This window comes from Agrobacterium tumefaciens, assembly GCF_005221385.1.
GTDB classification, from domain to species: Bacteria; Pseudomonadota; Alphaproteobacteria; order Rhizobiales; family Rhizobiaceae; genus Agrobacterium; species Agrobacterium tomkonis.
The window spans coordinates 957,960-980,949 of record NZ_CP039903.1 but is presented as its reverse complement, the minus strand read 5'-3'; the positions used below and the strand labels follow the sequence as shown (position 1 = coordinate 980,949).

General features: G+C 58.5%; 22 protein-coding genes and 3 tRNA genes. 3 read left to right on the top strand and 22 right to left on the bottom strand.

What is annotated here, in order from left to right; translation table 11 throughout:
* The 16 genes from nuoK to CFBP6623_RS26695 form a co-directional block, all read right to left on the bottom strand.
* The gene (gene nuoK / locus CFBP6623_RS04955; RefSeq protein ID WP_003521516.1) at positions 1-309 is read right to left on the bottom strand and encodes an NADH-quinone oxidoreductase subunit NuoK; all 309 of its coding nucleotides are present in this window, start codon (positions 307-309) and stop codon (positions 1-3) included.
* A 27-nt stretch (positions 310-336) separates the two neighbouring features.
* Entirely contained in the window at positions 337-951 is a 615-nt protein-coding gene (locus CFBP6623_RS04950) for an NADH-quinone oxidoreductase subunit J (RefSeq protein WP_052818538.1), read from the bottom strand.
* Between the two features lie 136 nt (positions 952-1,087).
* Positions 1,088-1,579: an NADH-quinone oxidoreductase subunit NuoI gene (nuoI, locus tag CFBP6623_RS04945; RefSeq protein WP_003512679.1), complete on the bottom strand. Its 492-nt coding sequence runs from the start codon at positions 1,577-1,579 to the stop codon at positions 1,088-1,090.
* Positions 1,580-1,615: 36 nt separating this feature from the next.
* Positions 1,616-2,662: an NADH-quinone oxidoreductase subunit NuoH gene (nuoH, locus tag CFBP6623_RS04940; protein ID WP_046800309.1), complete on the bottom strand. Its 1,047-nt coding sequence runs from the start codon at positions 2,660-2,662 to the stop codon at positions 1,616-1,618.
* Between the two features lie 13 nt (positions 2,663-2,675).
* Positions 2,676-4,757: an NADH-quinone oxidoreductase subunit NuoG gene (nuoG, locus tag CFBP6623_RS04935; protein ID WP_046800310.1), complete on the bottom strand. Its 2,082-nt coding sequence runs from the start codon at positions 4,755-4,757 to the stop codon at positions 2,676-2,678.
* Positions 4,758-4,907: 150 nt separating this feature from the next.
* Positions 4,908-6,212 (bottom strand): NADH-quinone oxidoreductase subunit NuoF, encoded by a 1,305-nt coding sequence (gene nuoF / locus CFBP6623_RS04930; protein WP_046800311.1) that lies wholly within the window; start codon positions 6,210-6,212, stop codon positions 4,908-4,910.
* 10 nt (positions 6,213-6,222) lie between these two features.
* A complete protein-coding gene (locus tag CFBP6623_RS04925) occupies positions 6,223-7,320 on the bottom strand; it encodes an NADH-quinone oxidoreductase subunit E (protein ID WP_035242579.1) in 1,098 nt (365 codons plus the stop codon).
* 16 nt (positions 7,321-7,336) lie between these two features.
* Positions 7,337-7,597, bottom strand: a complete 261-nt coding sequence (locus CFBP6623_RS04920; RefSeq protein ID WP_046800312.1) for a hypothetical protein — start codon at positions 7,595-7,597, stop codon at positions 7,337-7,339.
* Positions 7,597-8,787, bottom strand: a complete 1,191-nt coding sequence (locus CFBP6623_RS04915; RefSeq protein ID WP_020012326.1) for an NADH-quinone oxidoreductase subunit D — start codon at positions 8,785-8,787, stop codon at positions 7,597-7,599. Before CFBP6623_RS04915 ends, CFBP6623_RS04920 begins: the two co-directional genes overlap by 1 nt.
* 1 nt (position 8,788) lies before the next feature.
* The gene (locus tag CFBP6623_RS04910; protein ID WP_046800313.1) at positions 8,789-9,217 is read right to left on the bottom strand and encodes a GFA family protein; all 429 of its coding nucleotides are present in this window, start codon (positions 9,215-9,217) and stop codon (positions 8,789-8,791) included.
* Entirely contained in the window at positions 9,214-9,816 is a 603-nt protein-coding gene (locus tag CFBP6623_RS04905; RefSeq protein ID WP_046800314.1) for an NADH-quinone oxidoreductase subunit C, read from the bottom strand. Before CFBP6623_RS04905 ends, CFBP6623_RS04910 begins: the two co-directional genes overlap by 4 nt.
* Before the next feature lie 20 nt (positions 9,817-9,836).
* On the bottom strand, positions 9,837-10,421 hold the full coding sequence (locus CFBP6623_RS04900; RefSeq protein ID WP_003512655.1) for a NuoB/complex I 20 kDa subunit family protein: 585 nt from the start codon (positions 10,419-10,421) through the stop codon (positions 9,837-9,839).
* Entirely contained in the window at positions 10,412-10,777 is a 366-nt protein-coding gene (locus tag CFBP6623_RS04895; RefSeq protein WP_046800315.1) for an NADH-quinone oxidoreductase subunit A, read from the bottom strand. Before CFBP6623_RS04895 ends, CFBP6623_RS04900 begins: the two co-directional genes overlap by 10 nt.
* A 436-nt stretch (positions 10,778-11,213) precedes the next feature.
* A tRNA-Asp gene (locus tag CFBP6623_RS04890) sits at positions 11,214-11,290 on the bottom strand.
* 42 nt (positions 11,291-11,332) lie between these two features.
* Positions 11,333-11,409, bottom strand: a tRNA-Asp gene (locus CFBP6623_RS04885).
* Positions 11,410-11,497: 88 nt separating this feature from the next.
* Positions 11,498-11,635 carry a hypothetical protein gene (locus CFBP6623_RS26695; RefSeq protein WP_156316040.1) on the bottom strand — a complete coding sequence of 46 codons (138 nt, stop codon included), beginning with the start codon at positions 11,633-11,635 and terminating at the stop codon, positions 11,498-11,500.
* A gap of 220 nt (positions 11,636-11,855) precedes the next feature.
* Between CFBP6623_RS26695 and CFBP6623_RS04880 the strand changes: the two genes are divergently transcribed.
* Together CFBP6623_RS04880 and CFBP6623_RS26690 are read left to right on the top strand one after the other, a co-directional pair.
* Positions 11,856-11,931, top strand: a tRNA-Val gene (locus CFBP6623_RS04880).
* 320 nt (positions 11,932-12,251) lie between these two features.
* Complete coding sequence (locus CFBP6623_RS26690; protein ID WP_156393987.1) at positions 12,252-12,389, top strand: hypothetical protein; 138 nt, start codon at positions 12,252-12,254, stop codon at positions 12,387-12,389.
* A gap of 189 nt (positions 12,390-12,578) precedes the next feature.
* Here CFBP6623_RS26690 and CFBP6623_RS04875 read toward each other — a convergent pair whose 3' ends face one another.
* From CFBP6623_RS04875 to clpP, 6 genes are all read right to left on the bottom strand, one after another.
* Positions 12,579-14,777 carry an esterase-like activity of phytase family protein gene (locus CFBP6623_RS04875; RefSeq protein ID WP_080842161.1) on the bottom strand — a complete coding sequence of 733 codons (2,199 nt, stop codon included), beginning with the start codon at positions 14,775-14,777 and terminating at the stop codon, positions 12,579-12,581.
* Positions 14,778-15,128: 351 nt separating this feature from the next.
* Complete coding sequence (gene hupB, locus CFBP6623_RS04870; protein WP_003496481.1) at positions 15,129-15,404, bottom strand: DNA-binding protein HupB; 276 nt, start codon at positions 15,402-15,404, stop codon at positions 15,129-15,131.
* 287 nt (positions 15,405-15,691) lie between these two features.
* Complete coding sequence (gene lon / locus CFBP6623_RS04865) at positions 15,692-18,109, bottom strand: endopeptidase La (RefSeq protein ID WP_046800318.1); 2,418 nt, start codon at positions 18,107-18,109, stop codon at positions 15,692-15,694.
* Between the two features lie 382 nt (positions 18,110-18,491).
* Positions 18,492-18,860, bottom strand: coding sequence for a VOC family protein (locus tag CFBP6623_RS04855; RefSeq protein ID WP_046800319.1), 369 nt, complete (start codon positions 18,858-18,860; stop codon positions 18,492-18,494).
* Positions 18,861-19,057: 197 nt separating this feature from the next.
* Positions 19,058-20,335, bottom strand: a complete 1,278-nt coding sequence (gene clpX, locus CFBP6623_RS04850; RefSeq protein ID WP_003521528.1) for an ATP-dependent Clp protease ATP-binding subunit ClpX — start codon at positions 20,333-20,335, stop codon at positions 19,058-19,060.
* 292 nt (positions 20,336-20,627) lie between these two features.
* Complete coding sequence (clpP, locus tag CFBP6623_RS04845) at positions 20,628-21,260, bottom strand: ATP-dependent Clp endopeptidase proteolytic subunit ClpP (RefSeq protein WP_046800320.1); 633 nt, start codon at positions 21,258-21,260, stop codon at positions 20,628-20,630.
* 454 nt (positions 21,261-21,714) lie between these two features.
* On the opposite strand from clpP, the gene CFBP6623_RS04840 reads away from it, so the two are divergent.
* The gene (locus tag CFBP6623_RS04840; protein ID WP_046800321.1) at positions 21,715-22,962 is read left to right on the top strand and encodes a GGDEF domain-containing protein; all 1,248 of its coding nucleotides are present in this window, start codon (positions 21,715-21,717) and stop codon (positions 22,960-22,962) included.
* The last annotated feature ends 28 nt before the right edge of the window (positions 22,963-22,990 follow it).

Genomic DNA, 22,990 nt, shown 5'->3' with positions numbered 1-22,990 from the left:
TCAGCCCTTCATCATATTGACGTCTTCAACGGCGATCGATCCGCGGTTGCGGTAGAAGACAACGAGTATTGCAAGACCGATGGCCGCTTCTGCAGCTGCGACGGTCAGAATGAACAAAGCGAAGACCTGGCCGACGATATCGTTCAGGAAGGCCGAGAAGGCCACCATGTTGATGTTGACCGCCAGAAGGATAAGCTCGATCGACATGAGGATGACGATGACGTTCTTCCGATTGAGGAAGATGCCGAAGACGCCAATCGTGAAGAGGATGGCGCTGACCGTCAGGTAGTGGGAAAGACCGATTTCCATATTCTGTTTCCTTGGATCCGTTCGCCTTCAGATGCCCTGGCCCGGCTTGACCTTGACCGTGGTGACGGCGGTCTTCGGGTCGCGGCCGACCTGCGTGGAGATATCCTGCCGCTTGATGTCGGTGCGATGACGCAGGGTCAGCACGATGGCGCCGATCATGGCCACCAGCAGCACGAGACCGGCGAGCTGGAAGAAGTAGACGTAATTGGTATAGAGCACATCGCCGAGTGCAGCCGTATTGGTGCGCTCCGCCGCCGGTGGGATCGGCATGGTGATCGATTTTGCCGCGACCGGGTTCAGCACGCTGCCGCCGACCACGACGATCAGCTCAGCCGCCAGAATGACACCGATCAGCGCGCCGACCGGGGCATATTGCAGCACACCGGAGCGCAGCTCGGCAAAATCCACATCCAGCATCATGACGACGAAGAGGAAGAGCACCGCGACCGCGCCGACATAGACCACCAGCAGGATCATGGCGAGGAATTCGGCCCCCGTCAGCAGGAACAGCGCGGCTGCGTTGAAGAAGGTCAAAATCAGGAAGAGCACCGAATGAACAGGGTTCTTCGATGCGATGACCATGAACGCAGACGCCACGGCGACGAAAGCGAATATATAAAAGAATACAGCGTGCAGACCCATCTTGGTGCCTTCTTGTCCTCATCGGGAGAAGATGGCTTCAAGCCCCCTCACCCGTTTCGTCCCCGCCGGCGAAAACCGCGCAGGCATTTTACTTTTCATCGCTTTCCGGGGTCTCCCCCGGAAAGACGGTTGCACCTTAACGGTAAGGTGCATCCAGTGCGAGGTTACGCGCGATTTCACGCTCCCAGCGGTCGCCATTGTCGAGAAGCCTCTGCTTGTCGAAATAAAGCTCCTCGCGGGTTTCCGTCGCGAATTCGAAGTTCGGACCCTCGACGATGGCGTCAACCGGGCAGGCTTCCTGGCAGAAGCCGCAATAAATGCACTTCACCATGTCGATATCGTAACGCACCGTGCGGCGGGTGCCGTCATTGCGGCGCGGGCCGGCTTCGATGGTGATCGCCTGAGCAGGACAGATCGCTTCACACAGCTTGCAGGCGATGCAGCGTTCTTCACCGTTCGGATAACGGCGCAGAGCGTGCTCACCACGGAAGCGCGGAGAGACCGGACCCTTTTCGAAAGGATAGTTCACCGTCGCCTTCTGCTTGAAGAAGTGGCGCATCGTCAGGAAGATCGCACCGACGAACTCCTTGAGGAACAGTGAATTGACGGCTTGGGAAAGGCTTGCCATCTCAAACTCCAGATTTCTGAGCGAGGAGTACGGACATCAACCGGCCCACCCCGTCAGCTTCAATACGAATGCAACAATAACGACCATGGCGAGCGACAGCGGCAGGAACACTTTCCAGCCGAGACGCATGAGCTGGTCATAACGGTAACGCGGAACGAAGGCCTTGGTGAGCGCGATCATGAAGAAGACCATGCAGCCCTTCAATGCGAACCAGACAATGCCCGGAACCCAGTTGAGGAACCACACATCCACGATCGGCAGCCAGCCGCCCATGAACAGGATCGTCGTCAGGCAGCAGATCAAAACGATCGCAGCATATTCGCCGAGCATGAACATCATGTAAGGCGTGGAGCCATATTCGACCATGTGACCGGCAACCAGTTCCGATTCCGCTTCCGGAAGGTCGAAGGGCGGACGGTTGGTTTCGGCAAGGCCCGAAATGAAGAACACGATGAACATCGGGAACAGCGACAGCCAGTGCCAGTCAAGGAACGAGGCCGGCAGGCCAAGCATGGTGCCGAGGCCAGTCTTCTGGGCCAGAACGATGTCCGTCAGGTTCAGCGAACCGACGCAAAGCAGAACGGTGACGATGACGAGACCGATCGACACTTCATAGGACACCATCTGTGCCGCGGAGCGAAGCGCGCCGAGGAAGGGATACTTCGAGTTCGAAGCCCAGCCGCCCATGATGATGCCGTACACTTCAAGCGAGGAAATCGCGAAGATATAGAGAATGCCGACATTGATATTGGCGACGACCCAGCCATCCGCAAAGGGGATGACCGCGTAGGTGGCGAGCGCCAGCGTCACGGCAACCAGCGGCGCCAGAAGGAAGACCGCCTTGTTGGCGCCGGCCGGAATGACCGGTTCCTTGAGGATGAACTTCAAAAGGTCGGCGAAGGACTGGAAGAGACCGAAGGGACCAACGACGTTCGGACCACGGCGCAGCTGCACGGCCGCCCAGACCTTGCGGTCGGCGAGCAGCAGGAAGGCGATGGCCACCAGAAGGCAAACGAGAAGCAGCAGGGACTGGCCGACCATGATCAGCGCGGGCCAGACGTAGCTCCAGAAAAACTGTTCCATAAATCCCCTACCCTTACTCTGCCGCAGCCTGGAAATTGTTGCGGGCCAATGCGGAGCACTCGGCCATGACGGCGGATGCGCGCGCAATCGGGTTCGTCAAATAAAAGTCTTTTACCGGCGAAGCAAACGCCGACTTGTTGAGCGAGCCGGTCTTGCCCGCCAAAGCCTCGATATCCTTACCGTTGCCGGCTGCGATCTCGTCGGTTTCCGCCAGATGCGGATGCGCGACATAGAGCTGACCGCGCAGCGCCGACAGCGAATCGAACGGCAGCTTCTTGCCGAGAACGTCGGAAAGCGCACGCAGGATCGCCCAGTCTTCACGGGCTTCGCCCGGTGCGAAGCCGGCGCGGTTGCCCAGCTGCACGCGGCCTTCGGTGTTGACCCAGATACCGGACTTTTCGGTATAGGCCGCACCCGGAAGGATAACGTCGGCGTTCATCGCGCCCTGATCGCCATGGCTGCCGATATAGACGGTGAACTTGGCACCCTTGTTCGACAGGTCGAGTTCATCGGCGCCGAGCAGGAAAAGAACATCCATGGAGGCGACCATTTCAGCGGCGGCAACACCGCCCTCGCCCGGCAAGAAGCCGATATCGAGACCGCCGACGCGGGCAGCTGCGGTGTGCAGAACCGAGAAGCCGTTCCACTCTTCGGTGACAGCACCTACCGAGGTCGCGAGCTTGGCGGCGGCAGCCAGTACGGCTGCACCATCGGCGCGCGCCAGAGCACCCTGGCCGATGATGATCAGCGGGTTCTTGGCGGATTTCAGCTTGTCGACGAAGCTGTGCGAACCATTGGCCAGATCGGAGAGCGTTTCAGCACCCGAGCCGAGATATTCGTAATTGTAGCGCAATTCGCCGGCTTCGCCGATCACGCCGATCGGGAAACCGCCGCGACGCCAGCGCTTGCGGATGCGGGCGTTGAGGACAGCCGCTTCGAAACGCGGGTTCGCGCCAACGATCAGCAGTGCGTCTGCCTGCTCGATGCCTTCGATCGTGGAATTGAAGATGTAACTGGCGCGGCCGAGCGAAGGATCGAGCGCTGCGCCATCCTGACGGCAATCGACATTGGCCGAACCGAGCGACGCGAGAAGCGACTTCAGCGCGAACATTTCTTCAACGGAAGCCAAGTCACCGGCGATCGCACCGATCTTGTTGCCCGACGTTGCGGCAACAGCCTGCTTGATCGCGCCGAAGGCTTCGCCCCAGCTTGCCGGCTGCAGACGGCCATCCTTGCGGACGTAAGGCCGGTCGAGGCGCTGCGTCTTCAGGCCGTCCCAGATGAAGCGGCTCTTGTCGGAAATCCACTCTTCATTGATCGCTTCGTTGACGCGCGGCATGACGCGCATGACTTCGCGGCCACGGGTATCGACGCGGATGGCCGAACCGAGCGCATCCATCACGTCGATGGTTTCGGTCTTGTTCAGTTCCCACGGACGGGCGGTGAAGGCGAAAGGCTTGGAGGTGAGCGCGCCGACCGGGCAGAGGTCAACAACGTTGCCCTGAAGCTCCGAGGTCATGGCCTGCTCGAGATAGGTGGTGATTTCGGCATCTTCGCCGCGGCCGATGAGGCCGAGTTCGGCAATGCCGGCAACTTCCGTGGTGAAACGGACGCAGCGCGTGCAGTGGATGCAGCGGTTCATGACCGTCTTGACGAGCGGGCCGATATATTTGTCTTCAACCGCGCGCTTGTTTTCCGCGTAACGCGAACCGGCGATACCGAAGGCCATAGCCTGGTCCTGCAGGTCGCATTCGCCGCCCTGATCGCAGATCGGGCAATCCAGCGGGTGGTTGATGAGCAGGAACTCCATCACGCCTTCGCGGGCCTTCTTGACCATCGGCGTGTTGGTGAAAACCTCAGGCAATTCACCGTTCGGGCCGCCGCGAACATCGCGAACGCCCATGGCGCAGGATGCGGCAGGCTTGGGCGGTCCGCCCTTCACCTCGATGAGACACATGCGGCAGTTACCCGCGACCGACAAGCGCTCATGAAAACAAAAGCGCGGAACTTCGGCACCAGCCTCCTCGCACGCCTGCAACAGCGTGAAATGATCCGGAACCTCGATCTCTTTACCGTCAACCTTGAGCTTTGCCATGGTTCTACTTACGTCCTGTTGCCTGTTCGTCCCATGTCTCACACGGTCCGCAACAAATCCTTAATCGCGCCCGGCATCCAGAAGGTTCGCCAGGCGTTTCATGGTGTTGCGGGGCCGGAAATTTCCGGCTCCGCTCGAAGCCTTTGATGCTTATTCAGCGGCTTCCAGAACAGCGCCATCATCCATGGCCCTGTAGGTATATTGGTCGATGCGCTTTTCGATTTCCGGACGGAAATTGCGGATCAGCGCCTGTACCGGCCATGCGGCGGCGTCGCCGAGCGCACAGATGGTGTGGCCTTCGATCTGCTTCGTCACTTCGAACAGCATGTCGATTTCGCGCTTCTGGGCATTGCCCTTGACCATGCGCTCCAGCACGCGCCACATCCAGCCGGTGCCTTCACGGCACGGCGTGCACTGGCCGCAGCTTTCATGCTTGAAGAAGGCCGCGATGCGGGCAATCGCCTTGATGACGTCGGTGGACTTGTCCATGACGATCATGCCGCCGGTGCCGAAGGAAGACTTCACTTCGCGCATGCCGTCGAAGTCCATGATGGCGTCCTTCATGTCCTCACCGCGAACGATGGGGCACGATGCGCCGCCGGGGATGACGCCGAGCAGATTGTCCCAGCCGCCGCGAATGCCGCCGCAATGGGTTTCGATCAGCTCACGGAAGGACAGGCCCAGCGCGTCTTCGAAGGTGCAGGGACGCTCGACATGGCCGGAGACCATGAACAGCTTGGTGCCGACATTGTTCGGACGACCGATGGACGAGAACCATGCCGCACCACGGCGCAGGATGGTCGGCGCAACGGCGATCGATTCAACGTTGTTGACGGTCGTCGGGCAGCCATAGAGGCCCATATTCGCCGGGAACGGGGGTTTAAGGCGCGGCTGGCCCTTCTTGCCTTCAAGGCTTTCAAGCAGAGCCGTCTCTTCGCCGCAGATATAGGCACCCGCGCCGTGATGGACGTAGATGTCGAAATCCCAGCCGTTCTTGTTGTTCTTGCCGAGCAGGCCGGCATCGTAACATTCGTCGATGGCCGCCTGCAGCGCCTCACGCTCGCGCATATATTCGCCGCGAACATAGATATAGGCGGTATGCGCGCCCATGGCGAAACCGGCGATCACGCAGCCTTCGATCAGCGTATGCGGATCGTTGCGCAGGATTTCGCGGTCCTTGCAGGTACCGGGCTCGGATTCGTCGGCGTTGACGACGAGATAATGCGGACGGCCGTCATTTTCCTTCGGCATGAAGGACCACTTGAGACCGGTCGGGAAGCCTGCGCCGCCGCGACCGCGAAGGCCGGACGCCTTCATCTCGTTGATGATCCAGTCACGGCCCTTTTCGATGATCTGCTTGGTGCCGTCCCAATGGCCGCGCGCTCTCACGCCCTTCAGGGATTTATCCTTGAGGCCGTAGAGATTGGTAAAGATGCGATCCTGATCTTTTAACATGCTTCACCTCTTACCGCGGCTTCTTGCCGAAGACCCTGATATACTCGGCTTCGCCACCCTTGGCGAGCGCCTCAGCCTGCTTGATCCACTCGTCGCGTTCGATGCGGCCCTTGAAATTCAGATAACCATCGACCCAGTCGCATTCGGCCTTTTTCCAGCCGGCGACCTGCGCGAAGGTGAAGATGCCGAGCTCGTGCAGCGTGCCTTCGATCTTCGGACCGACGCCGGAAATGAGCTTCAGGTCATCAGGCGTTGCGGGCTTTTCGATGCCGGCCGGGCGATCCTTGGAATCGAGCGACGGCTTCGCAGATCCCGAAGCTTCCTTTTCGGCGGCCTTCACATTGGCTTCAGCAGCCTTCGGCTCGTTTGCCGGTGTCTTCAGCTTCGGATCGGTTTCCGGCGCATCGGTCTTCGGCTTGGCGGCATTCGACGGCGGAACCGGTGCGGCATCCGCAGGCACTTCGGCCGGCTTGTCGAGATTGGAGCGATCCGGCTTGATCTCTTCCGTCAGCGTCGTCAATCCACCGACTGGAACCGACTCGTGTCGGTCGATCTGCGGGCCGGTCTTGACGGTGTCGCCCTTGCCTGCCTCGAACGTGTCGATGATCTCTTCCAGGCGCTCGGGCGTCAGGTCCTCATAGGCATCCTTGAAGATGATGACCATCGGCGCGTTGACGCAGGCGCCCTGACATTCCACTTCTTCCCAGGACAGCGTGCCGCTCTCATTGGTGTGCAGCGGATCGTGATGGATCTTCTTGCGGCAGACATCCATCAGCGCTTCGGAGCCGCGCAGCATGCAGGGCGTGGTGCCGCAAACCTGAACATGGGCGCGTGTGCCGACCGGCTTAAGCTGGAACTGCGTATAGAAGGTCGCCACTTCCATGACGCGGATATAGGCCATATCCAGCATGTCGGCGATCTTTTCGATGGCGGCGCGGGTAACCCAGCCGTCCTGCTCCTGCGCACGCATGAGCAGCGGGATAACCGCCGATTGCTGGCGTCCCTCAGGATATTTCAGAATCGTCTTTTCCGCCCATGCGGTATTTTCCGCATTGAAGGCAAACGCCACGGGCTGGAACTGATCTTCGGCTAGTCGACGAACGGACATACTTCCTCACGCCTTTTCAGTTTAACGTCTCACAACGCGATCTCGCCACCGTGACGAATTCGCAGGCGTAAGCCGCCTTGTCTTTTTGCATGAACACAATGAACTTGCTGCCGTTCGGAACCGAGGCCTTGATCTCGTATCCAGACGACAGAAGCTGCTTGATGGTAGAACCGCCGCCGCTTGACAGCGACACGCCACCCTCGCCCGTCGCCGTCTGGGCGAGAACGGGGGCAGACATCGCAGCAAGAAAAGCCAATATGGCCAGCGGCAGACGCATCAGCGGTCGACCTCCCCGAACACGATGTCGAGGGAGCCGAGAACGGCTGTAACGTCCGCAAGCTGATGGCCCTTGCACAGGAAATCCATGGCCTGCAGGTGTGCGTAACCCGGAGCGCGGATTTTGCAGCGGTAGGGCTTGTTGGAACCGTCCGCGACCACATAGACGCCGAACTCGCCCTTCGGCGCTTCGACGGCGGCGTAAACTTCGCCGGCGGGAACGTGGTAACCTTCGGTGTAAAGCTTGAAGTGATGGATCAGCGCTTCCATCGAGCGCTTCATCTCACCGCGTTTGGGCGGAACCACCTTACCGTCAAGCGAGGAAACCGGGCCGATGCGGTGCTTGCCGGACAGAAGATCGACGCACTGCTTCATGATTTTTACCGATTCGCGCATTTCCTGCATGCGGATCAGGTAACGGTCATAGCAGTCGCCGTTCTTGCCGACGGGGATGTCGAATTCCAGATCGGAATAGCACTCGTAAGGCTGCGAACGACGCAAATCCCAGGCAGCGCCGGAACCGCGCACCATCACGCCCGTAAAGCCCCAGGCAAAGGCATCTTCGAGCGAGACGACGCCAATATCGACGTTACGCTGCTTGTAGATACGGTTGTCTGTCAGCAGGCCCTCGATATTGTCGAGAACGGTGAGGAACGGATCGCACCATTTGCCGATATCGTCGACCAGCTCCGGCGGCAGGTCCTGATGCACGCCGCCCGGACGAACATAGGCCGAGTGCATGCGGGCGCCGCAGGCGCGCTCATAGAACACCATCAGCTTTTCGCGTTCTTCGAAACCCCAGACCGGCGGCGTCATCGCGCCAACGTCCATGGCCTGCGTCGTGACGTTCATGATGTGCGACAGGATGCGGCCGATTTCCGAATAAAGCACGCGGATCAGCTGGCCGCGCATCGGGATTTCAAGGCCCAGCAGCTTTTCGACGGCGAGCGCGAAAGCATGTTCCTGGTTCATCGGCGCGACATAGTCGAGACGGTCGAAATAGGGAACGGCCTGCAGATAGGTCTTGGTCTCGATCAGCTTTTCGGTGCCGCGATGCAGAAGACCGATATGCGGATCGACGCGCTCGACGATTTCGCCGTCCAGTTCCAGAACCAGACGCAGCACGCCGTGCGCGGACGGGTGTTCCGGACCGAAGTTGATCGTGAAATTGCGGACGTTATGCTCAGTCATTCTAGTGCTCCGCCGAGGTGATCATGGCGATGAATTCGGGGCCGGTCATGTTCTGCGTGGTTTGCGCGAACGAGTAGCTCGAGGGCTTCTCATCCGTGAAAATCTGCTGCGCGAAGGTGAAGCTGGAAGGGTTGTCGAAAGCCTGCAGCGAAACGGCAAAATGTTTGCCATCCTTGGAACGCCACATCAACGTGCTGCCGCAGGTCTTGCAGAAGCAGCGCTCACCCCATTCCGACGAGGAATAGACGCCGAGATTCTCTTCGTTTTCGAAGGCGATATCAACGCATTCGACAGCCATGAACGCTCCGCCGGACCAGCGGCGGCACATGGAGCAATGGCAAACGCCGAATTCGCGGGCGCCAATGCCGGCATTGAAGCCAACGGCGCCGCAAAGACATTGTCCATGCTCTGTCGCGGGGGCTTGGCTCATTGCTTGGCCTTTTCGTCACCCGGGAGAACATATTCGGTTCCTTCCCAAGGGGAAAGGAAGTCGAAGTTACGGAATTCCTGCTTCAGTTCGACCGGCTCATAAAGAACCCGTTTCAGAACGTCATCGTAACGCACTTCAACAAAGCCGGTAACCGGAAAATCCTTGCGCAGCGGATGGCCTTCGAAACCATAGTCGGTGAGGATGCGACGCAGGTCCTTATGGCCCTCGAAAGGAATGCCATACATATCCCAGGCTTCGCGCTCGAACCATTCCGCGCCCATGTAGACGGAGGTCGATGAAGGAACGCCTTCGTCTTCCGCCACCTGCAGCTTGATGCGCACGCGCAGGTTCTGGCGCGGCGACAGCAGGTGATAGACGACATCGAAACGCTTCTCGCGCTGCGGCCAGTCAACGCCGCAAATATCGATGATGTTGACGAAACCGCACTGCACGTCGTCGCGCAGGAAGGTCAAAAGCGCGATCACGCTTTCAGTGGTCGTGTTCAGCGTCAACTCGCCATAGGCGATATCGGCAGATACCACGAGAGAACCGCGCGCTTCCTTAACGTAAGCAGCAAGATCGTTGAGAGCTTCGCTCATTATCTATCCGTCCTTTGCCCTTAGCGCTCGATCGTACCGGTACGCCGGATCTTCTTCTGCAGCAGAAGGACGCCGTAAAGCAGCGCTTCCGCCGTGGGGGGACAGCCCGGAACGTAAATATCCACCGGCACGACGCGGTCGCAACCGCGCACGACTGCGTAGGAATAGTGGTAATAACCGCCGCCATTGGCGCAGGAGCCCATGGAGATGACGTAACGCGGCTCAGGCATCTGGTCATAGACCTTGCGCAGCGCCGGCGCCATCTTGTTGGTCAGCGTGCCGGCAACGATCATCACGTCAGACTGGCGCGGCGAAGCGCGCGGGGCGACACCGAAGCGCTCCATGTCATAACGCGGACCGGAAGCCTGCATCAGGCCTTCGACGGCGCAGCAGGCGAGACCGAACTGCATCCACATCAGGGAGCCGGTACGCGCCCAGGTGATCAGCTCGTCAGTCGAGGTGACGAGAAAGCCCTTGTCGGCCAGTTCGTCATTGATTTCCGTGAAGTAGGCATCGTTGCTGCCAACCGGCTTGCCGGTCGCGGGATCGATGATCCCCTTCGGCTGCGGCGCAACGAGCGTGCTGTTGTTCTGGCTCATGCCCATTCCAGCGCTCCCTTCTTCCACTCATAGATAAAGCCGATGGTGAGGACGCCAAGGAACACCATCATCGACCAGAAACCGAACCAGCCCATATCACCGAAGGACACCGCCCAGGGGAACAGGAAGGCCACTTCCAGATCGAAGATGATAAAGAGGATCGACACCAGGTAAAAGCGGATATCGAACTTCATGCGGGCATCGTCGAAGGCATTGAAACCGCACTCGAAAGCGGAAAGCTTTTCCGGGTCCGGCGCCTTGTAAGCGACAGCAAACGGCGCAATGAGAAGCGCCAGGCCAATGACAAGAGCGATACCGATGAATATTGCGATCGGAATGTAGGAACTGAGGAGTTCAGTCATGGTCTCTTCCTTGCCCGGCCGGGTGCCGGACCTGCCTTTGCGACTGATAAGTCTCAAGGCGCACAAATATGTTGCAACGCCAAAGTGGTTAGCGCAGCCGCGCCCTCTCTGCAAGAGTTTAGGCACCATTTCAAGACACCTGCCGCATCGATTGGCAACAATATTGCCGGAATTGACGCAAATTTGGGCCACAATTCCGACCTAAGCCCCTCAAATACAATAATAATCGATTGAAGGACGCAACCGCAAAAAAGTCACACGAATTTTATGTCAAAAAGGCAACGAAGTGACGATTTTCAGAAATCGAAACTTGACTGAAAAGGGCAGGAAAAATCGTGCTTGCGCGGGCCGGAATCAGGCGGCGAAATCGCCAATGCCAAGGCGCCCGGCTGGCGCTTCGGTTGGCTTTTTTCAGGAGTCATTTCAGGAAGAGAAATGGCGCGAGTGACGGGGCTCGAACCCGCGACCTCCGGCGTGACAGGCCGGCACTCTAACCGACTGAGCTACACCCGCGCATCGCAGATATTCATCTGCGTTTATTTCCGAGGAACAGGATGGCGCGAGTGACGGGGCTCGAACCCGCGACCTCCGGCGTGACAGGCCGGCACTCTAACCAACTGAGCTACACCCGCATCTCCTGACGGACAGGACCTTGTCCCGCCGTACGAACCAGCCTCGGCTGTTCGTTGAGCGGCTAACTACGGCGTTCGTGCGGGGGTGTCAAGCAGGTTTCACGACAAAAGAATAAGCTTCTGCATTTTGATCGGGAAAAACTGAGAAGCCTTTGACGGGTGCTGGCGCAAATGCCTTGTTCTGCGGGCTTTTCCCAACGAAAACAAAAAACTTGTCCACAGCCATGGGCGCCTCGGGCTGGTTTTCCGCATGTCGCTTGAGGCAGCTGGGGATTCGTTTTTCACCGGAAAGCCCACAGTTCCCGGCTTTTCGCCACCAACCTCCGAAGAAGGAAAAAGCCATCGGCAAAAAAAACAAAAAAACTTCACAAAAGCCCTTGCGGTTTTTTTCCGATCCGAATACATCACGGCCACCGACGCGGCGGACATGATCCGAAGCACGCGAAGGGCGATTAGCTCAGTTGGTAGAGCGCCTCGTTTACACCGAGGATGTCGGGAGTTCGAGTCTCTCATCGCCCACCATTCTTCAAATCACCAAATCTTCGTGCAGTTTAAGACGGGCGCTTTCCGGATCGCGCTTTTGTGTGCCGTTAATTTCCGGCATCGAGAATCATCCCCCTACCCTCGCCAATGCGATTTAGCGGAACCGGGCTGAGCTTCTGGACAGGCGGAATCGCTTTTTCCTATTTGCGTCCATGCCAAATCGGCACTGCTGCTTCATATTATGACAGCGGCGGCTGGACTGTGTTCCACCCTGCAACATACCGGAAAACAAGCAGATTCAGACTTTTTAAAGGGATTTCAGGCATTGTTTTCAAGCCGTTTCATGATGAGCGGTAGAAATGATGGATGAAACCATGGTCGACGCGTTTGTAACACTCGCGCTCATTGCGCTGCCCGTTTATATTTTTTTCCGCTGGGTTCAGCAGGACTCGGAAAAAGACAATACTCCCAAAAGCAAGAATTCCATGGGGCGATGATCCCTTGCGACCGGTCCTCGGCTTTTGCACCATGTCCCCCGACAAATCACCGATGACCGATACCGAAGCGGCAATGTCAGCTTAACAGCCTGCATTGTGAGATATCGCACCAAACAGGCGGGTTACCTCTGCCGCAAAAAAAGCCGGGCTATGCCCGGCTTTTTCTCATTTGTGCACCATCTGCGGCGATCAGTTGATCGCCTTCAGATTGACGGTGAAAAACAGCGTTTCGCCGGACGAATCGTCGACGCCGTCATTGTCGGTCACGGCATAGGCCGTTCCTGCCTTGTCGAAGGTGAAGCCTTCCAGCTTGTCAACGACATAACCGTTGGTCTGGGCCTTGAGGTCGGGCAGGAAGTCATGCGCTTCCTGCTTGGCCACCAGCGGCAGTTCGCCACCGATCTTGCCCGGCTTCAGGTCTGCGATCGCGACGCGGTAGAGCTTCTTGATCTTTGCCTTGTCGCCGATCTGGTTGTCACGCTCGACGATATAGACATATTCGCCCTGTGCGGTGATTTCAGAAAGGCCGACCCAGCCCGCCTCGGTCTTGTCGAGCGGGTAACGCACGGCGCCCCATTCCTTGGACTTCGGGTTGTAGGAGACGAGCTTGACGAAGCCCTTCTCGTCCGTGCCCCATTCACGCTGCACGGCCATCCACAGCGTCGCGTCGTCGCCCTTGCCGATCATGGTCACGCCTTCGAAACCGAAGCGGGTGTCGCCGGCAAGCAGTTCCTTCGGCAGCGCAATCTCAGCCTTGATTTCACCCTTGGCGTTGACGTTGTAGAGCGCATGCGGAACGAGCTTGGCGCTGTCGCCTTCAGAAGCCAGCCAGAAGCCGCCCTTGCCGTCCAGCGTGATGCCTTCGATATCGAGTTTCTGGGCGGCGATACCGTCACGCTTGACGCGCAGGACGCTGGTGATGGTGGCGGGCTTCTTCGTTGCGTCGATAGTGTAGATCGACGGCTGGTTGCCATAAACCGAGTCGGAAACGGCATAGAGAATGCCAGGCTTCTCGGCATCGCCGACCAGGCCGGAAAGAGCGCCCCAGCCGATCGGTGCGCCGTCGACGGTGGCGGAAACCAGCTGCGGATAGGCTGCTTCGCCTTCAGCGCGCTCATAAAGCATGACGTGCGAGCGAACGCCGCCGTCTTCGACCAGATCCACCTCGTTCGCCGTGACAAGAAGATTACGCGACGGGATGGCGACTGCGCCTTCCGGCGAAACGCCCGAAGGCAGGAGCTGGGTCAGTTCCGGCTCCTTGCCGGTGTCCTTGTAGACAGCGACGACAGAGGCGCGCTCGGCAAGCACGAAGAAATATTTCTGGTCGCCGAATGTTGCCGCTTCCAGACCTTCCGGCTCGATGCCCTTGGCCTTGGAGCGCTTTTCCGGATAGTGGCCGATGGCCGCAACCGCATGCTCAAGCGAAGAGCCAGCTTCATAGAGAAGCTTGCCGGTCTTGTCGAAGATGGTGAAGCCGCGCGAACCGCCCTGCCAGTCGCCTTCATTGGCGATGACGAGACGGTCATTGTCCAGCCACTTCACGGCGTCCGGCTCGCGCTTGCGGCCTTCCTGCTTGTCGGTGAACTTCAGCTGGCCGTCGCTCTTGGTGTCAATACCTTCAAGATCGACCTTGCCGGCGGAGAAATGCGTCTTCACCGTGCCGGTCTTGCCGTCGATGATAACGATATGGTTGTTTTCCTGCAGCGTGAGCGCGATCTCGCCATTGGCGTTGATCGAAACGAATTCCGGCTCCGGATCTTCCGGGGCGATTTCTGCAAGACCGGTCACGTCGATCTTCTTCAGTGTCGCGCAGTCTGCAACGCCGTTCTTCAGAGCGACCGTCACCAGATAACCCGCCGGCATCTGCGGCAGGGCGCCTTCGTTCACCTCTTCGTCGCGCTCGTTCTCGATCGCGATGGCGGCGAAGGTCTTGTCCGGAGAGACGGCAACCGAATCGGGCTGGCCACCGAGATCACAGCTTGCCTCGATCTTCTTGGTGGCGATATCGACCGTTACCAGCTTGCCTGATGGCTTGACGAAGCTTTCAGAGGTGTTGACGCCGGCGAGAACCTTGACGCCGGCAACGGCGACCGAGGTCGGCTCGCCTTCGAGCAGCAAAGCACCGCCGGCCTTGGGGGCCTTGGCGTCGGTGATGTCGATGAAGCCGATGCCGCCAAGCGGGCTGTCCGAATAGATCAGCGTCATGCCGTCTTCGCTGGCGGTGACGATTTCAGCCGACGTGACGGACTTGGCATCCTTGTCCGCGGGCAGGTTTTTCGCCACCGGGAAAGATGCGATACGGTTGAAAACCGGCTCGGCAGCGGCCGGGAAGGCTGCGGATGTCAGCAGCGCGGCAGTTAAAGCCACATGAGAAAATCGGAACGCCATTATAATCCCCCTTGGGTCCAGAAATACCCCATGGCTTCTGCGTCAAAGACATGACAGTGGCATGACATTTCCTGTCGGGTGAATCAAAAAGCCCGGCCATGAAGGCCGGGCTTTCGTGTTTATGCGCATTCCGCGTATCGAAACGCCGTGTGTCCGGATGGAAGCTACACAGCCACGTATCGACACTTTCAATCCACACCATACTGGCTGAGAAACTGGCCTGTCCGAAAGAGACTTTCGAAAGACTGGCCTCTTCATGCCTGCTGATGGTGTGAGCGCGTCAAAACATGCTTCCTCGTGAACCTGAAAAACCGTATGCCCGCCGCCGGGCATCACGGCCTTCCGGAAACCTTACGAGTTAACAGCGTCCTTCAGGCCCTTGCCTGCGGAAAACTTCGGTACGTTGCGAGCCGGGATATCGACTTCAGCACCCGTGGAAGGGTTACGACCCTTGGAGGCTTCACGGCGGCTAACGGAGAAGCTGCCGAAGCCAGCGAGGCGGATGTCGCCACCGCTCTTCAGTTCGTTCTGTACGGTTTCGAATACGGCATCAACAGCGGAAGCAGCATCTGCCTTCGTGAGACCAGCCTTTTCGGCAACAGCAGAGACGAGCTCGTTCTTGTTCATGTTTCCACCCCTTTCAATGGTTTGAAACGACTAAATTAAGCCGGCGCAGAATACATTCGCATCCGCGCGCAGCAACTCAAAAGCGCTGGAATCGCCTGAAAAACAAGGGGTCTACGGGTTTTTTCACAAAAAAGGCCGACATTTCTGCCGGCCTTCCACATATTCGTGCCAATTTGGCATCACTTACACGGGCCGAAGCACCGCAGGTGTCTTCCGATACCTAACACATTGATTCTATGCGCCGCTCTTTACGAAAACCGATTCCGGCTTCCGCACCGATGCATGTATCAATGCGCGATCGTCTGACCAGCGTCGTCGACGCCTTCGACCGTGGCGATCACCGGCGTCTCGATGCTGCCGTCCCACTCGATGGGCTCCGGCTTGCGAAGCAGCGCGTGTTGGATCACCTCGCCCATGCGCGAAACCGGGATGATTTCCATCTCGTTCTTCACATTGTCCGGAATCTCCGCCAGATCCTTGGCGTTTTCTTCCGGGATCAGCACCTTCTTGATGCCACCGCGAAGTGCTGCAAGCAGCTTTTCCTTAAGGCCGCCGATCGGCAATACGCGACCACGAAGCGTGATCTCGCCCGTCATCGCCACGTCCTTCGAAACCGGAATACCGGTCATGATGGAGACGATGGCGGTGGCCATGGCGACACCGGCGGACGGTCCGTCCTTCGGTGTCGCACCTTCCGGAACGTGGACGTGGATGTCGCTCTTGTCGAAACGCGGCGGTTCGATGCCGAAGTCCACGGCGCGCGAGCGGACATAAGAGGCCGCCGCCGAAATGGATTCCTTCATCACTTCCTTGAGGTTGCCGGTGACCGTCATGCGGCCCTTGCCCGGCATCATCACGCCTTCGATGGTGAGCAGCTCACCGCCGACTTCCGTCCAGGCAAGACCGGTGACGACACCGACCTGATCCTCGCGCTCGGCCTCGCCGTGGCGGAACCGCGGAACGCCCAGATAGTCAGGAACGTTGGCGGCGGTGACTTCCACGGACTTGACCTTGCCCTTGATGATCTCGGTGACAGCCTTGCGCGCCAGCTTCATCAGCTCGCGCTCGAAGCTGCGCACGCCCGCTTCGCGGGTGTACTGCTGGATGACGATCATCAGAGCGTCATCGGTAACCGAGAACTCTTCCGGACGCAGGGCATGTTCCTTGATCGCCTTCGGCAGCAGGTGACGCTTGGCGATTTCGCGCTTTTCGTCTTCCGTGTAACCGGCGATGCGGATCACTTCCATACGGTCCATCAGCGGGCCTGGAATGTTCAGCGTGTTGGCCGTGGTTACGAACATCACGTCGGACAGGTCGTATTCCACTTCAAGGTAATGGTCCATGAAGGTGGAGTTCTGTTCCGGATCGAGAACCTCCAGCAGTGCGGATGACGGATCGCCACGGAAATCCATGCCCATCTTGTCGATTTCATCGAGCAGGAAGAGCGGGTTCGCCTTCTTGGCCTTCTTCATGGACTGAACGATCTTGCCCGGCATGGAGCCGATATAGGTGCGGCGATGACCGCGGATTTCCGCCTCGTCACGAACGCCGCCCAGCGCCATGCGCACATATTCGCGGCCGGTCGCCTTGGCGATCGACTTGGCGAGCGAGGTTTTGCCAACGCCGGGAGGGCCGACGAGGCACAGGATGGGTCCGCGAATCTTGGTAGCACGCGCCTGTACGGCCAGATATTCGACGATGCGTTCCTTGACCTTGTCCAGACCGAAATGATCCTGATCGAGGATCGTCTCCGCGCTGTTGAGGTCGGTCTTCACCTTCGACTTCTTGCCCCAGGGCAGGCTCAGCAGCCAGTCCAGATAGTTGCGCACGACGGTCGCTTCCGCGGACATCGGGCTCATCTGGCGAAGCTTCTTCATTTCCGCCTCGGCCTTTTCCTTGGCCTCCTTGGAAAGCTTGGTCTTGGCGATACGCTCTTCCAGCTCGGCCATCTCGTCACGGCCATCCTCGCCGTCACCGAGTTCCTTCTGGATCGCCTTCATCTGTTCATTCAGATAATATTCGCGCTGGGTCTTCTCCATCTGGCGCTTGACGCGCGAGCGGATGCGCTTTTCGACCTGAAGCACGGAAATCTCGCCTTCCATGAAGCCGAGGGCCTTTTCAAGCCGCTGCTTCACGCTGACGGTTTCCAGCATTTCCTGCTTTTCGGTGATCTTGATCGACAGGTGCGAAGCAACCGTATCGGCAAGCTTCGAATAATCGTCGATCTGACCGGCAGCGCCGACAACCTCAGGCGAAATCTTCTTGTTGAGCTTCACATAGCTCTCGAATTCCGAAACGACGGAGCGCGACAGCGCCTCGATCTCGACCGGGTCTTCCGCAGGTTCCTGCAACGGCGTCGCGGAGGCTTCGTAGAAATCCTCGCGGCCGGTGTATTCGTCGATCTGGGCGCGGCCCTTGCCTTCCACCAGCACCTTCACGGTACCGTCCGGCAGCTTCAGAAGCTGGAGAACGTTGGCGACGGTGCCCACCTTGTGGATGGCATCCGGGGTCGGATCGTCATCGCTGGCATTGATCTGGGTGACGAGCATGATCTGCTTGTCCGAACCCATGACCTCTTCGAGCGCACGAATGGATTTTTCCCGCCCGACGAACAGGGGAACGATCATATGCGGGAAAACGACAATGTCGCGCAGGGGAAGTACCGGATAGGTACCGCCAGATGCCGCAGACGTGATGTTCGTCATATCATTTCCTTTCCATGGTCCCTTTCGGGACACTTTGCCGAACGTCTTGGGGGCGTTCGGCATATTCATTTCTCGAGACTGAAAGTGGAGTTTCGAAACACCGATTTCAAGTCGCCGGAAGAGACGGCCCCGCGCACCGGCAGAACCGTGAAATTCAACAAAACCCAGCGCCGGCTATTACTCCCGACATTTCCGGTTATCCCAAGGGATCAGGAACCGGGTCGCCGACGGCAATTCACATTTCCGTCACATCGCGCTGCAAATCAGTTGTAAGACTTTATCAGTAAAGCGCAATCCGCTCCAAACGCAAAATGGCAGACGAAGCTTTCCTCCACCTGATTGTCGGGATGCAACGCAGGGATGCCTCAAGCGGTGAGGAGCGTTATGGCGTATCCGCGGCCATGGGTCCGCGAACGCCGATACAGTTGCCCCAGGGGTCACGGAACTGGCACATCCAGAGTTCCTGATCGATTTTCATCGGGCCGCGATAAAGAACAGCGCCCGCGTCCCGCAGATGTGCGAGTGACCGGCCGAAATCCTCCGTCCACCAATAGACGACAGACCCTGCCGCCCCGCTTGAAACCTTCTCATCAGCGGGAACGATTTCCAGCTGGATATCGCCGATCCGCAGGAACTCGAAGCCGGAAGGAAGGCTGACCGATGCAACCGCCTCCGGAAATGCTCTACCGTACCAAAGCAACCCTTCGGCGGGATCGGACACGTGAATGAGGATTGCGGTTACTGGATTCATCAGGATACCCGATATTTCAGGGGCATGTCCGCTTCTCCACGAAAAGCGAAAACGCGCCGCCTCCTAGTTTCTACGTATTATTCAGGCACAAGGCGCTTACGTCGTCCCCGGAAATTCCTCGAATGCCGGGCAGGCATCGCACAAAGAAAAGCCCCCCGCAGCCGTTGCTGCGAGGGGCTTTATTCTTCTTGAACCGATCAGGCCGAAACGTTGGTCTTTTCTTCCTGGCGATCCGCATAGATGTAGAGCGGACGGGCGACGCCGCTGACAACGTCATTGGAGATCACCACTTCGCGCACGCCTTCCAGCGTCGGCAGTTCGAACATGGTATCCAGCAGGATCTTTTCCATGATCGAGCGCAGACCACGGGCGCCGGTCTTGCGGGTAATCGCCTTGCGGGCGATTTCGCGAAGTGCGTCCTCGTGGAAGGTCAGTTCCACATCTTCCATCTCGAACAGGCGCTGATACTGCTTGACCAGCGCGTTCTTCGGCTCGGACAGGATCTGGATCAGCGCATCTTCATCCAGGTCTTCCAGCGTCGCCAGAACCGGCAGACGGCCGATGAATTCCGGAATGAGGCCGAACTTCACCAGATCTTCCGGCTCCAGCTCGCGCAGCACCTCGCCCACACGGCGATCGTCTTCCGCCTTGACGGTCGCACCGAAGCCGATCGAGGTCTTTTCGCCACGGGCCGAGATGATCTTGTCGAGGCCGGCAAAGGCGCCGCCGCAGATGAACAGGATGTTAGTCGTATCCACCTGCAGGAATTCCTGCTGCGGATGCTTGCGGCCACCCTGCGGCGGAACGGAAGCGACCGTGCCTTCCATGATCTTCAGAAGCGCCTGCTGAACGCCCTCGCCCGACACGTCACGCGTGATGGACGGGTTGTCCGACTTGCGGGAAATCTTGTCGACCTCGTCGATATAGACGATACCGCGCTGGGCGCGCTCGACATTGTAATCCGCAGCCTGCAACAGCTTCAGGATGATGTTTTCCACGTCCTCGCCGACATAACCGGCTTCGGTCAGCGTCGTCGCGTCCGCCATGGTGAAGGGAACGTCGATGATGCGGGCGAGCGTCTGGGCAAGATAGGTCTTGCCGCAACCCGTCGGACCGACGAGCATGATGTTCGACTTCGCCAGCTCGACATCGCCGTTCTTGGAGGCGTGCGCGAGGCGCTTGTAATGGTTGTGAACGGCCACCGACAGGATTTTCTTCGCCTGCTTCTGACCGATGACATATTCGTCGAGAATCTTGATGATATCCTGCGGGGTGGGAACACCCTCGCGCGACTTCACCATAGATGTCTTGTTCTCCTCGCGGATGATGTCCATGCACAATTCGACGCATTCATCGCAGATGAATACCGTCGGCCCGGCAATGAGTTTCCGGACTTCGTGCTGGCTCTTGCCGCAGAATGAACAATAGAGTGTATTCTTAGAGTCGCCGCCGTTGCTGCCGCTGACTTTGCTCATATCTCTTTCCTTCCAGCACGCCGCAGGTCCGCCAAACGGATCGCGGTCAACTTACCGCCCGCAGATACGGCTCGCCTTGGGGTGCATTGCCGTATCCGCCTCGTTTCCCGGGGTACTAGCCGTGTCAGATACAGGAGCTGACAACCGGCTGCAACGAATTCCCCATCAAACCAAAGGCCACGTCATAAAAATTCAACACAGCCTTAATATATACTAATATCGCTTTCTGTTGCGGTTGAAAGCCCCGAAATTACTTTTGCGGGATCAAACAAACGTCAAAAAGCGGCGCGCCTCAATTCGCGGCGGCGCCTTCCATTTCCTGGCGCGAGGTGAGGATCTTGTCGATCACACCCCAATTCTGCGCTTCGTCCGCATCCATGAAATGGTCGCGATCAAGGGTTTTTTCAACCTCTTCGAGCGTGCGGCCGGTATGCTTCACGTAGACTTCATTCAGGCGACGCTTCATCTTGATGATGTCACGGGCGTGACGCTCGATATCCGATGCCTGTCCCTGGAAACCGCCGGAAGGCTGGTGCACCATGATGCGGGCGTTCGGGGTTGCAAAGCGCATTCCCTTTTCACCGGCAGCCAGAAGCAGCGAACCCATCGATGCGGCCTGACCAACGCAGAGCGTTGAGACAGCCGGGCGAATGAACTGCATCGTATCGTAGATCGCCATGCCGGCGGTCACGACGCCACCTGGCGAATTGATGTAAAGCGCGATTTCCTTCTTCGGGTTCTCAGCCTCGAGGAAAAGCAGCTGTGCGCAGACGAGCGAAGCCATCTGGTCTTCCACCGGACCGGTGAGGAAAATGATGCGTTCCTTGAGAAGACGGGAAAATATGTCATAGGAGCGTTCGCCGCGATTGGTCTGCTCTACGACCATCGGCACCAGAGCCATGGCGGTATCAACTGGATTTTTCATGTCCGTCCTTTGTCAACTCTGCCCTTCGCGGAAAACCGCTCCGGAATCACTTCTAACCTTCATACTCCCTACATAGAGTGTCCCTGCCCCGTACTTCAAGACACGAAGCCGCATATCCTTAACGGCTCAACAGCGATTGCAGGCGTTTGAAGCCTCTGCCGGCAATGGCTTCAGACCGTTGGCCGCATCTCGAACCACATGCCCTTGCCGGCGTTATTTTCCATCGAAGTGACCCGCAAATGCAAAAACCCGTGACCATGCACAGATATAACTTCTCACCGGCAAGAACTCGTTAGGGATTTACTGCTGATACTGCGCGGCGAATTTCCGGTTTCCGTCAGGAAGCGGGCGGCCCATTCGGGTGAAATGGCATCTCAACAATTCCGGCGGGTATTGCGCACATGGTGCCGCAGGGCCCGCTTTCACGGCATGATAGCGCAGATAGGATCTTGCAATGCTGGATGCAAAAACGGGCATGCTGCTTTGGGCGTCGGAGACGTTCACCCTTGCCGTCCTTTTGGGAACCCTGTGGCTGCACCGCCCTGCCCGCCAGCACAATCTCTATTTCGCCGCCGGTTTCCTTTCGACCGGGATCGGCGCCATTCTTGTCGCCCTGCGCGGCGACATTCCCAATTACCTGTCGATCGAAGTCGGCAACACGCTGGCGCTTTCAGCTTTCGGTTTCTGGCTGGCCGGCCTTCTCTCCTTCGAACAGCGCAAGCTCGCCGGCTGGATCGCTATTCCCGCGCTCTTGTGGGTGGCTGGCATGCTCATCCCGACGGTGCGGGAAAGCATGGTTTCACGTATCCTGCTTTACCATGCCTGTGCCGCGGTCGCTTACTTCATGCTGGCCGGCGTCGTTCTGGCGAACAGGAGCCGGGCATCGCTGAGCCGCAAGGTTCTTGCCGCTATTTTCATTTTGCAGGCCTTTTTCGGCGCCATCATCGCATCCGTCGTCATTCCCGGCGACGTCACGTCTCCCGGTGCCGTCGCGCTGACGTCGCCGCTCGCCTTTTCAGGCATTCTCGGCTTCACCGTCATCATCATGATCAGCGCCAAGATCATCATGGAAGATTCGGAAGCCCGCCTGCACCGGCTTGCGATGACCGACCACCTTACCGGCGTTCTCAACCGGCGCGGTCTTCTGGAGGAGTTCGAGCGCATCAAGAAGCGGTCGCCGGCTTCCGACCGCTATGTGGCGCTGGTGCTGTTCGACATCGACCATTTCAAGAAGATAAACGACAAATACGGCCACCAGTCCGGCGATGCGGTGCTCGTGCATTTTTGCGACATGGCGCGGCGTGTCATTGGCGATCGCGGCCTGTTCGTCAGAATGGGCGGCGAGGAATTCGCGCTTGTCGCCGAAGTCGAAAGCCCATCCAGCACGGTAACGCTGGCGGAAGCAATCCGCAGCAATCTGCGTCTTTCCAAGATCAGTTCGCGCGGCGAAGGTATCGAAGTCACCACCAGCGTCGGCATATCCGAAGCCATGATCAAGGATGCCGACCTGAGCGTGATGATGACGGAAGCCGATCGTGCGCTCTATGCGGCGAAAAAGGCCGGCCGCAACAGGACCGTCATCCACGTGAATTCAGCCAATGTCGTCGTCCCTTCCCCGGACCGGGACGAAAATCCGATGGACAATAATGCCGACCGCCAGGTTGCGGCGCTGAACCGCATATCGGCCATCGCCAGCCGGTGACATGACGACCATGCGACGACAAGCGGAA

Excerpts from the sequence above, each read along its gene's own strand:
- nuoK (WP_003521516.1), bottom strand. The coding sequence starts at position 309 with ATGGAAATCGGTCTTTCCCACTACCTGACGGTCAGCGCCATCCTCTTC.
- CFBP6623_RS04950 (WP_052818538.1), bottom strand. The coding sequence starts at position 951 with ATGGGTCTGCACGCTGTATTCTTTTATATATTCGCTTTCGTCGCCGTG.
- nuoI (WP_003512679.1), bottom strand. The coding sequence starts at position 1,579 with ATGGCAAGCCTTTCCCAAGCCGTCAATTCACTGTTCCTCAAGGAGTTC.
- nuoH (WP_046800309.1), bottom strand. The coding sequence starts at position 2,662 with ATGGAACAGTTTTTCTGGAGCTACGTCTGGCCCGCGCTGATCATGGTC.
- nuoG (WP_046800310.1), bottom strand. The coding sequence starts at position 4,757 with ATGGCAAAGCTCAAGGTTGACGGTAAAGAGATCGAGGTTCCGGATCAT.
- nuoF (WP_046800311.1), bottom strand. The coding sequence starts at position 6,212 with ATGTTAAAAGATCAGGATCGCATCTTTACCAATCTCTACGGCCTCAAG.
- CFBP6623_RS04925 (WP_035242579.1), bottom strand. The coding sequence starts at position 7,320 with ATGTCCGTTCGTCGACTAGCCGAAGATCAGTTCCAGCCCGTGGCGTTT.
- CFBP6623_RS04920 (WP_046800312.1), bottom strand. The coding sequence starts at position 7,597 with ATGCGTCTGCCGCTGGCCATATTGGCTTTTCTTGCTGCGATGTCTGCC.
- CFBP6623_RS04915 (WP_020012326.1), bottom strand. The coding sequence starts at position 8,787 with ATGACTGAGCATAACGTCCGCAATTTCACGATCAACTTCGGTCCGGAA.
- CFBP6623_RS04910 (WP_046800313.1), bottom strand. The coding sequence starts at position 9,217 with ATGAGCCAAGCCCCCGCGACAGAGCATGGACAATGTCTTTGCGGCGCC.
- CFBP6623_RS04905 (WP_046800314.1), bottom strand. The coding sequence starts at position 9,816 with ATGAGCGAAGCTCTCAACGATCTTGCTGCTTACGTTAAGGAAGCGCGC.
- CFBP6623_RS04900 (WP_003512655.1), bottom strand. The coding sequence starts at position 10,421 with ATGGGCATGAGCCAGAACAACAGCACGCTCGTTGCGCCGCAGCCGAAG.
- CFBP6623_RS04895 (WP_046800315.1), bottom strand. The coding sequence starts at position 10,777 with ATGACTGAACTCCTCAGTTCCTACATTCCGATCGCAATATTCATCGGT.
- CFBP6623_RS26695 (WP_156316040.1), bottom strand. The coding sequence starts at position 11,635 with ATGGCTGTGGACAAGTTTTTTGTTTTCGTTGGGAAAAGCCCGCAGAAC.
- CFBP6623_RS26690 (WP_156393987.1), top strand. The coding sequence starts at position 12,252 with ATGATGGATGAAACCATGGTCGACGCGTTTGTAACACTCGCGCTCATT.
- CFBP6623_RS04875 (WP_080842161.1), bottom strand. The coding sequence starts at position 14,777 with ATGGCGTTCCGATTTTCTCATGTGGCTTTAACTGCCGCGCTGCTGACA.
- hupB (WP_003496481.1), bottom strand. The coding sequence starts at position 15,404 with ATGAACAAGAACGAGCTCGTCTCTGCTGTTGCCGAAAAGGCTGGTCTC.
- lon (WP_046800318.1), bottom strand. The coding sequence starts at position 18,109 with ATGACGAACATCACGTCTGCGGCATCTGGCGGTACCTATCCGGTACTT.
- CFBP6623_RS04855 (WP_046800319.1), bottom strand. The coding sequence starts at position 18,860 with ATGAATCCAGTAACCGCAATCCTCATTCACGTGTCCGATCCCGCCGAA.
- clpX (WP_003521528.1), bottom strand. The coding sequence starts at position 20,335 with ATGAGCAAAGTCAGCGGCAGCAACGGCGGCGACTCTAAGAATACACTC.
- clpP (WP_046800320.1), bottom strand. The coding sequence starts at position 21,260 with ATGAAAAATCCAGTTGATACCGCCATGGCTCTGGTGCCGATGGTCGTA.
- CFBP6623_RS04840 (WP_046800321.1), top strand. The coding sequence starts at position 21,715 with ATGCTGGATGCAAAAACGGGCATGCTGCTTTGGGCGTCGGAGACGTTC.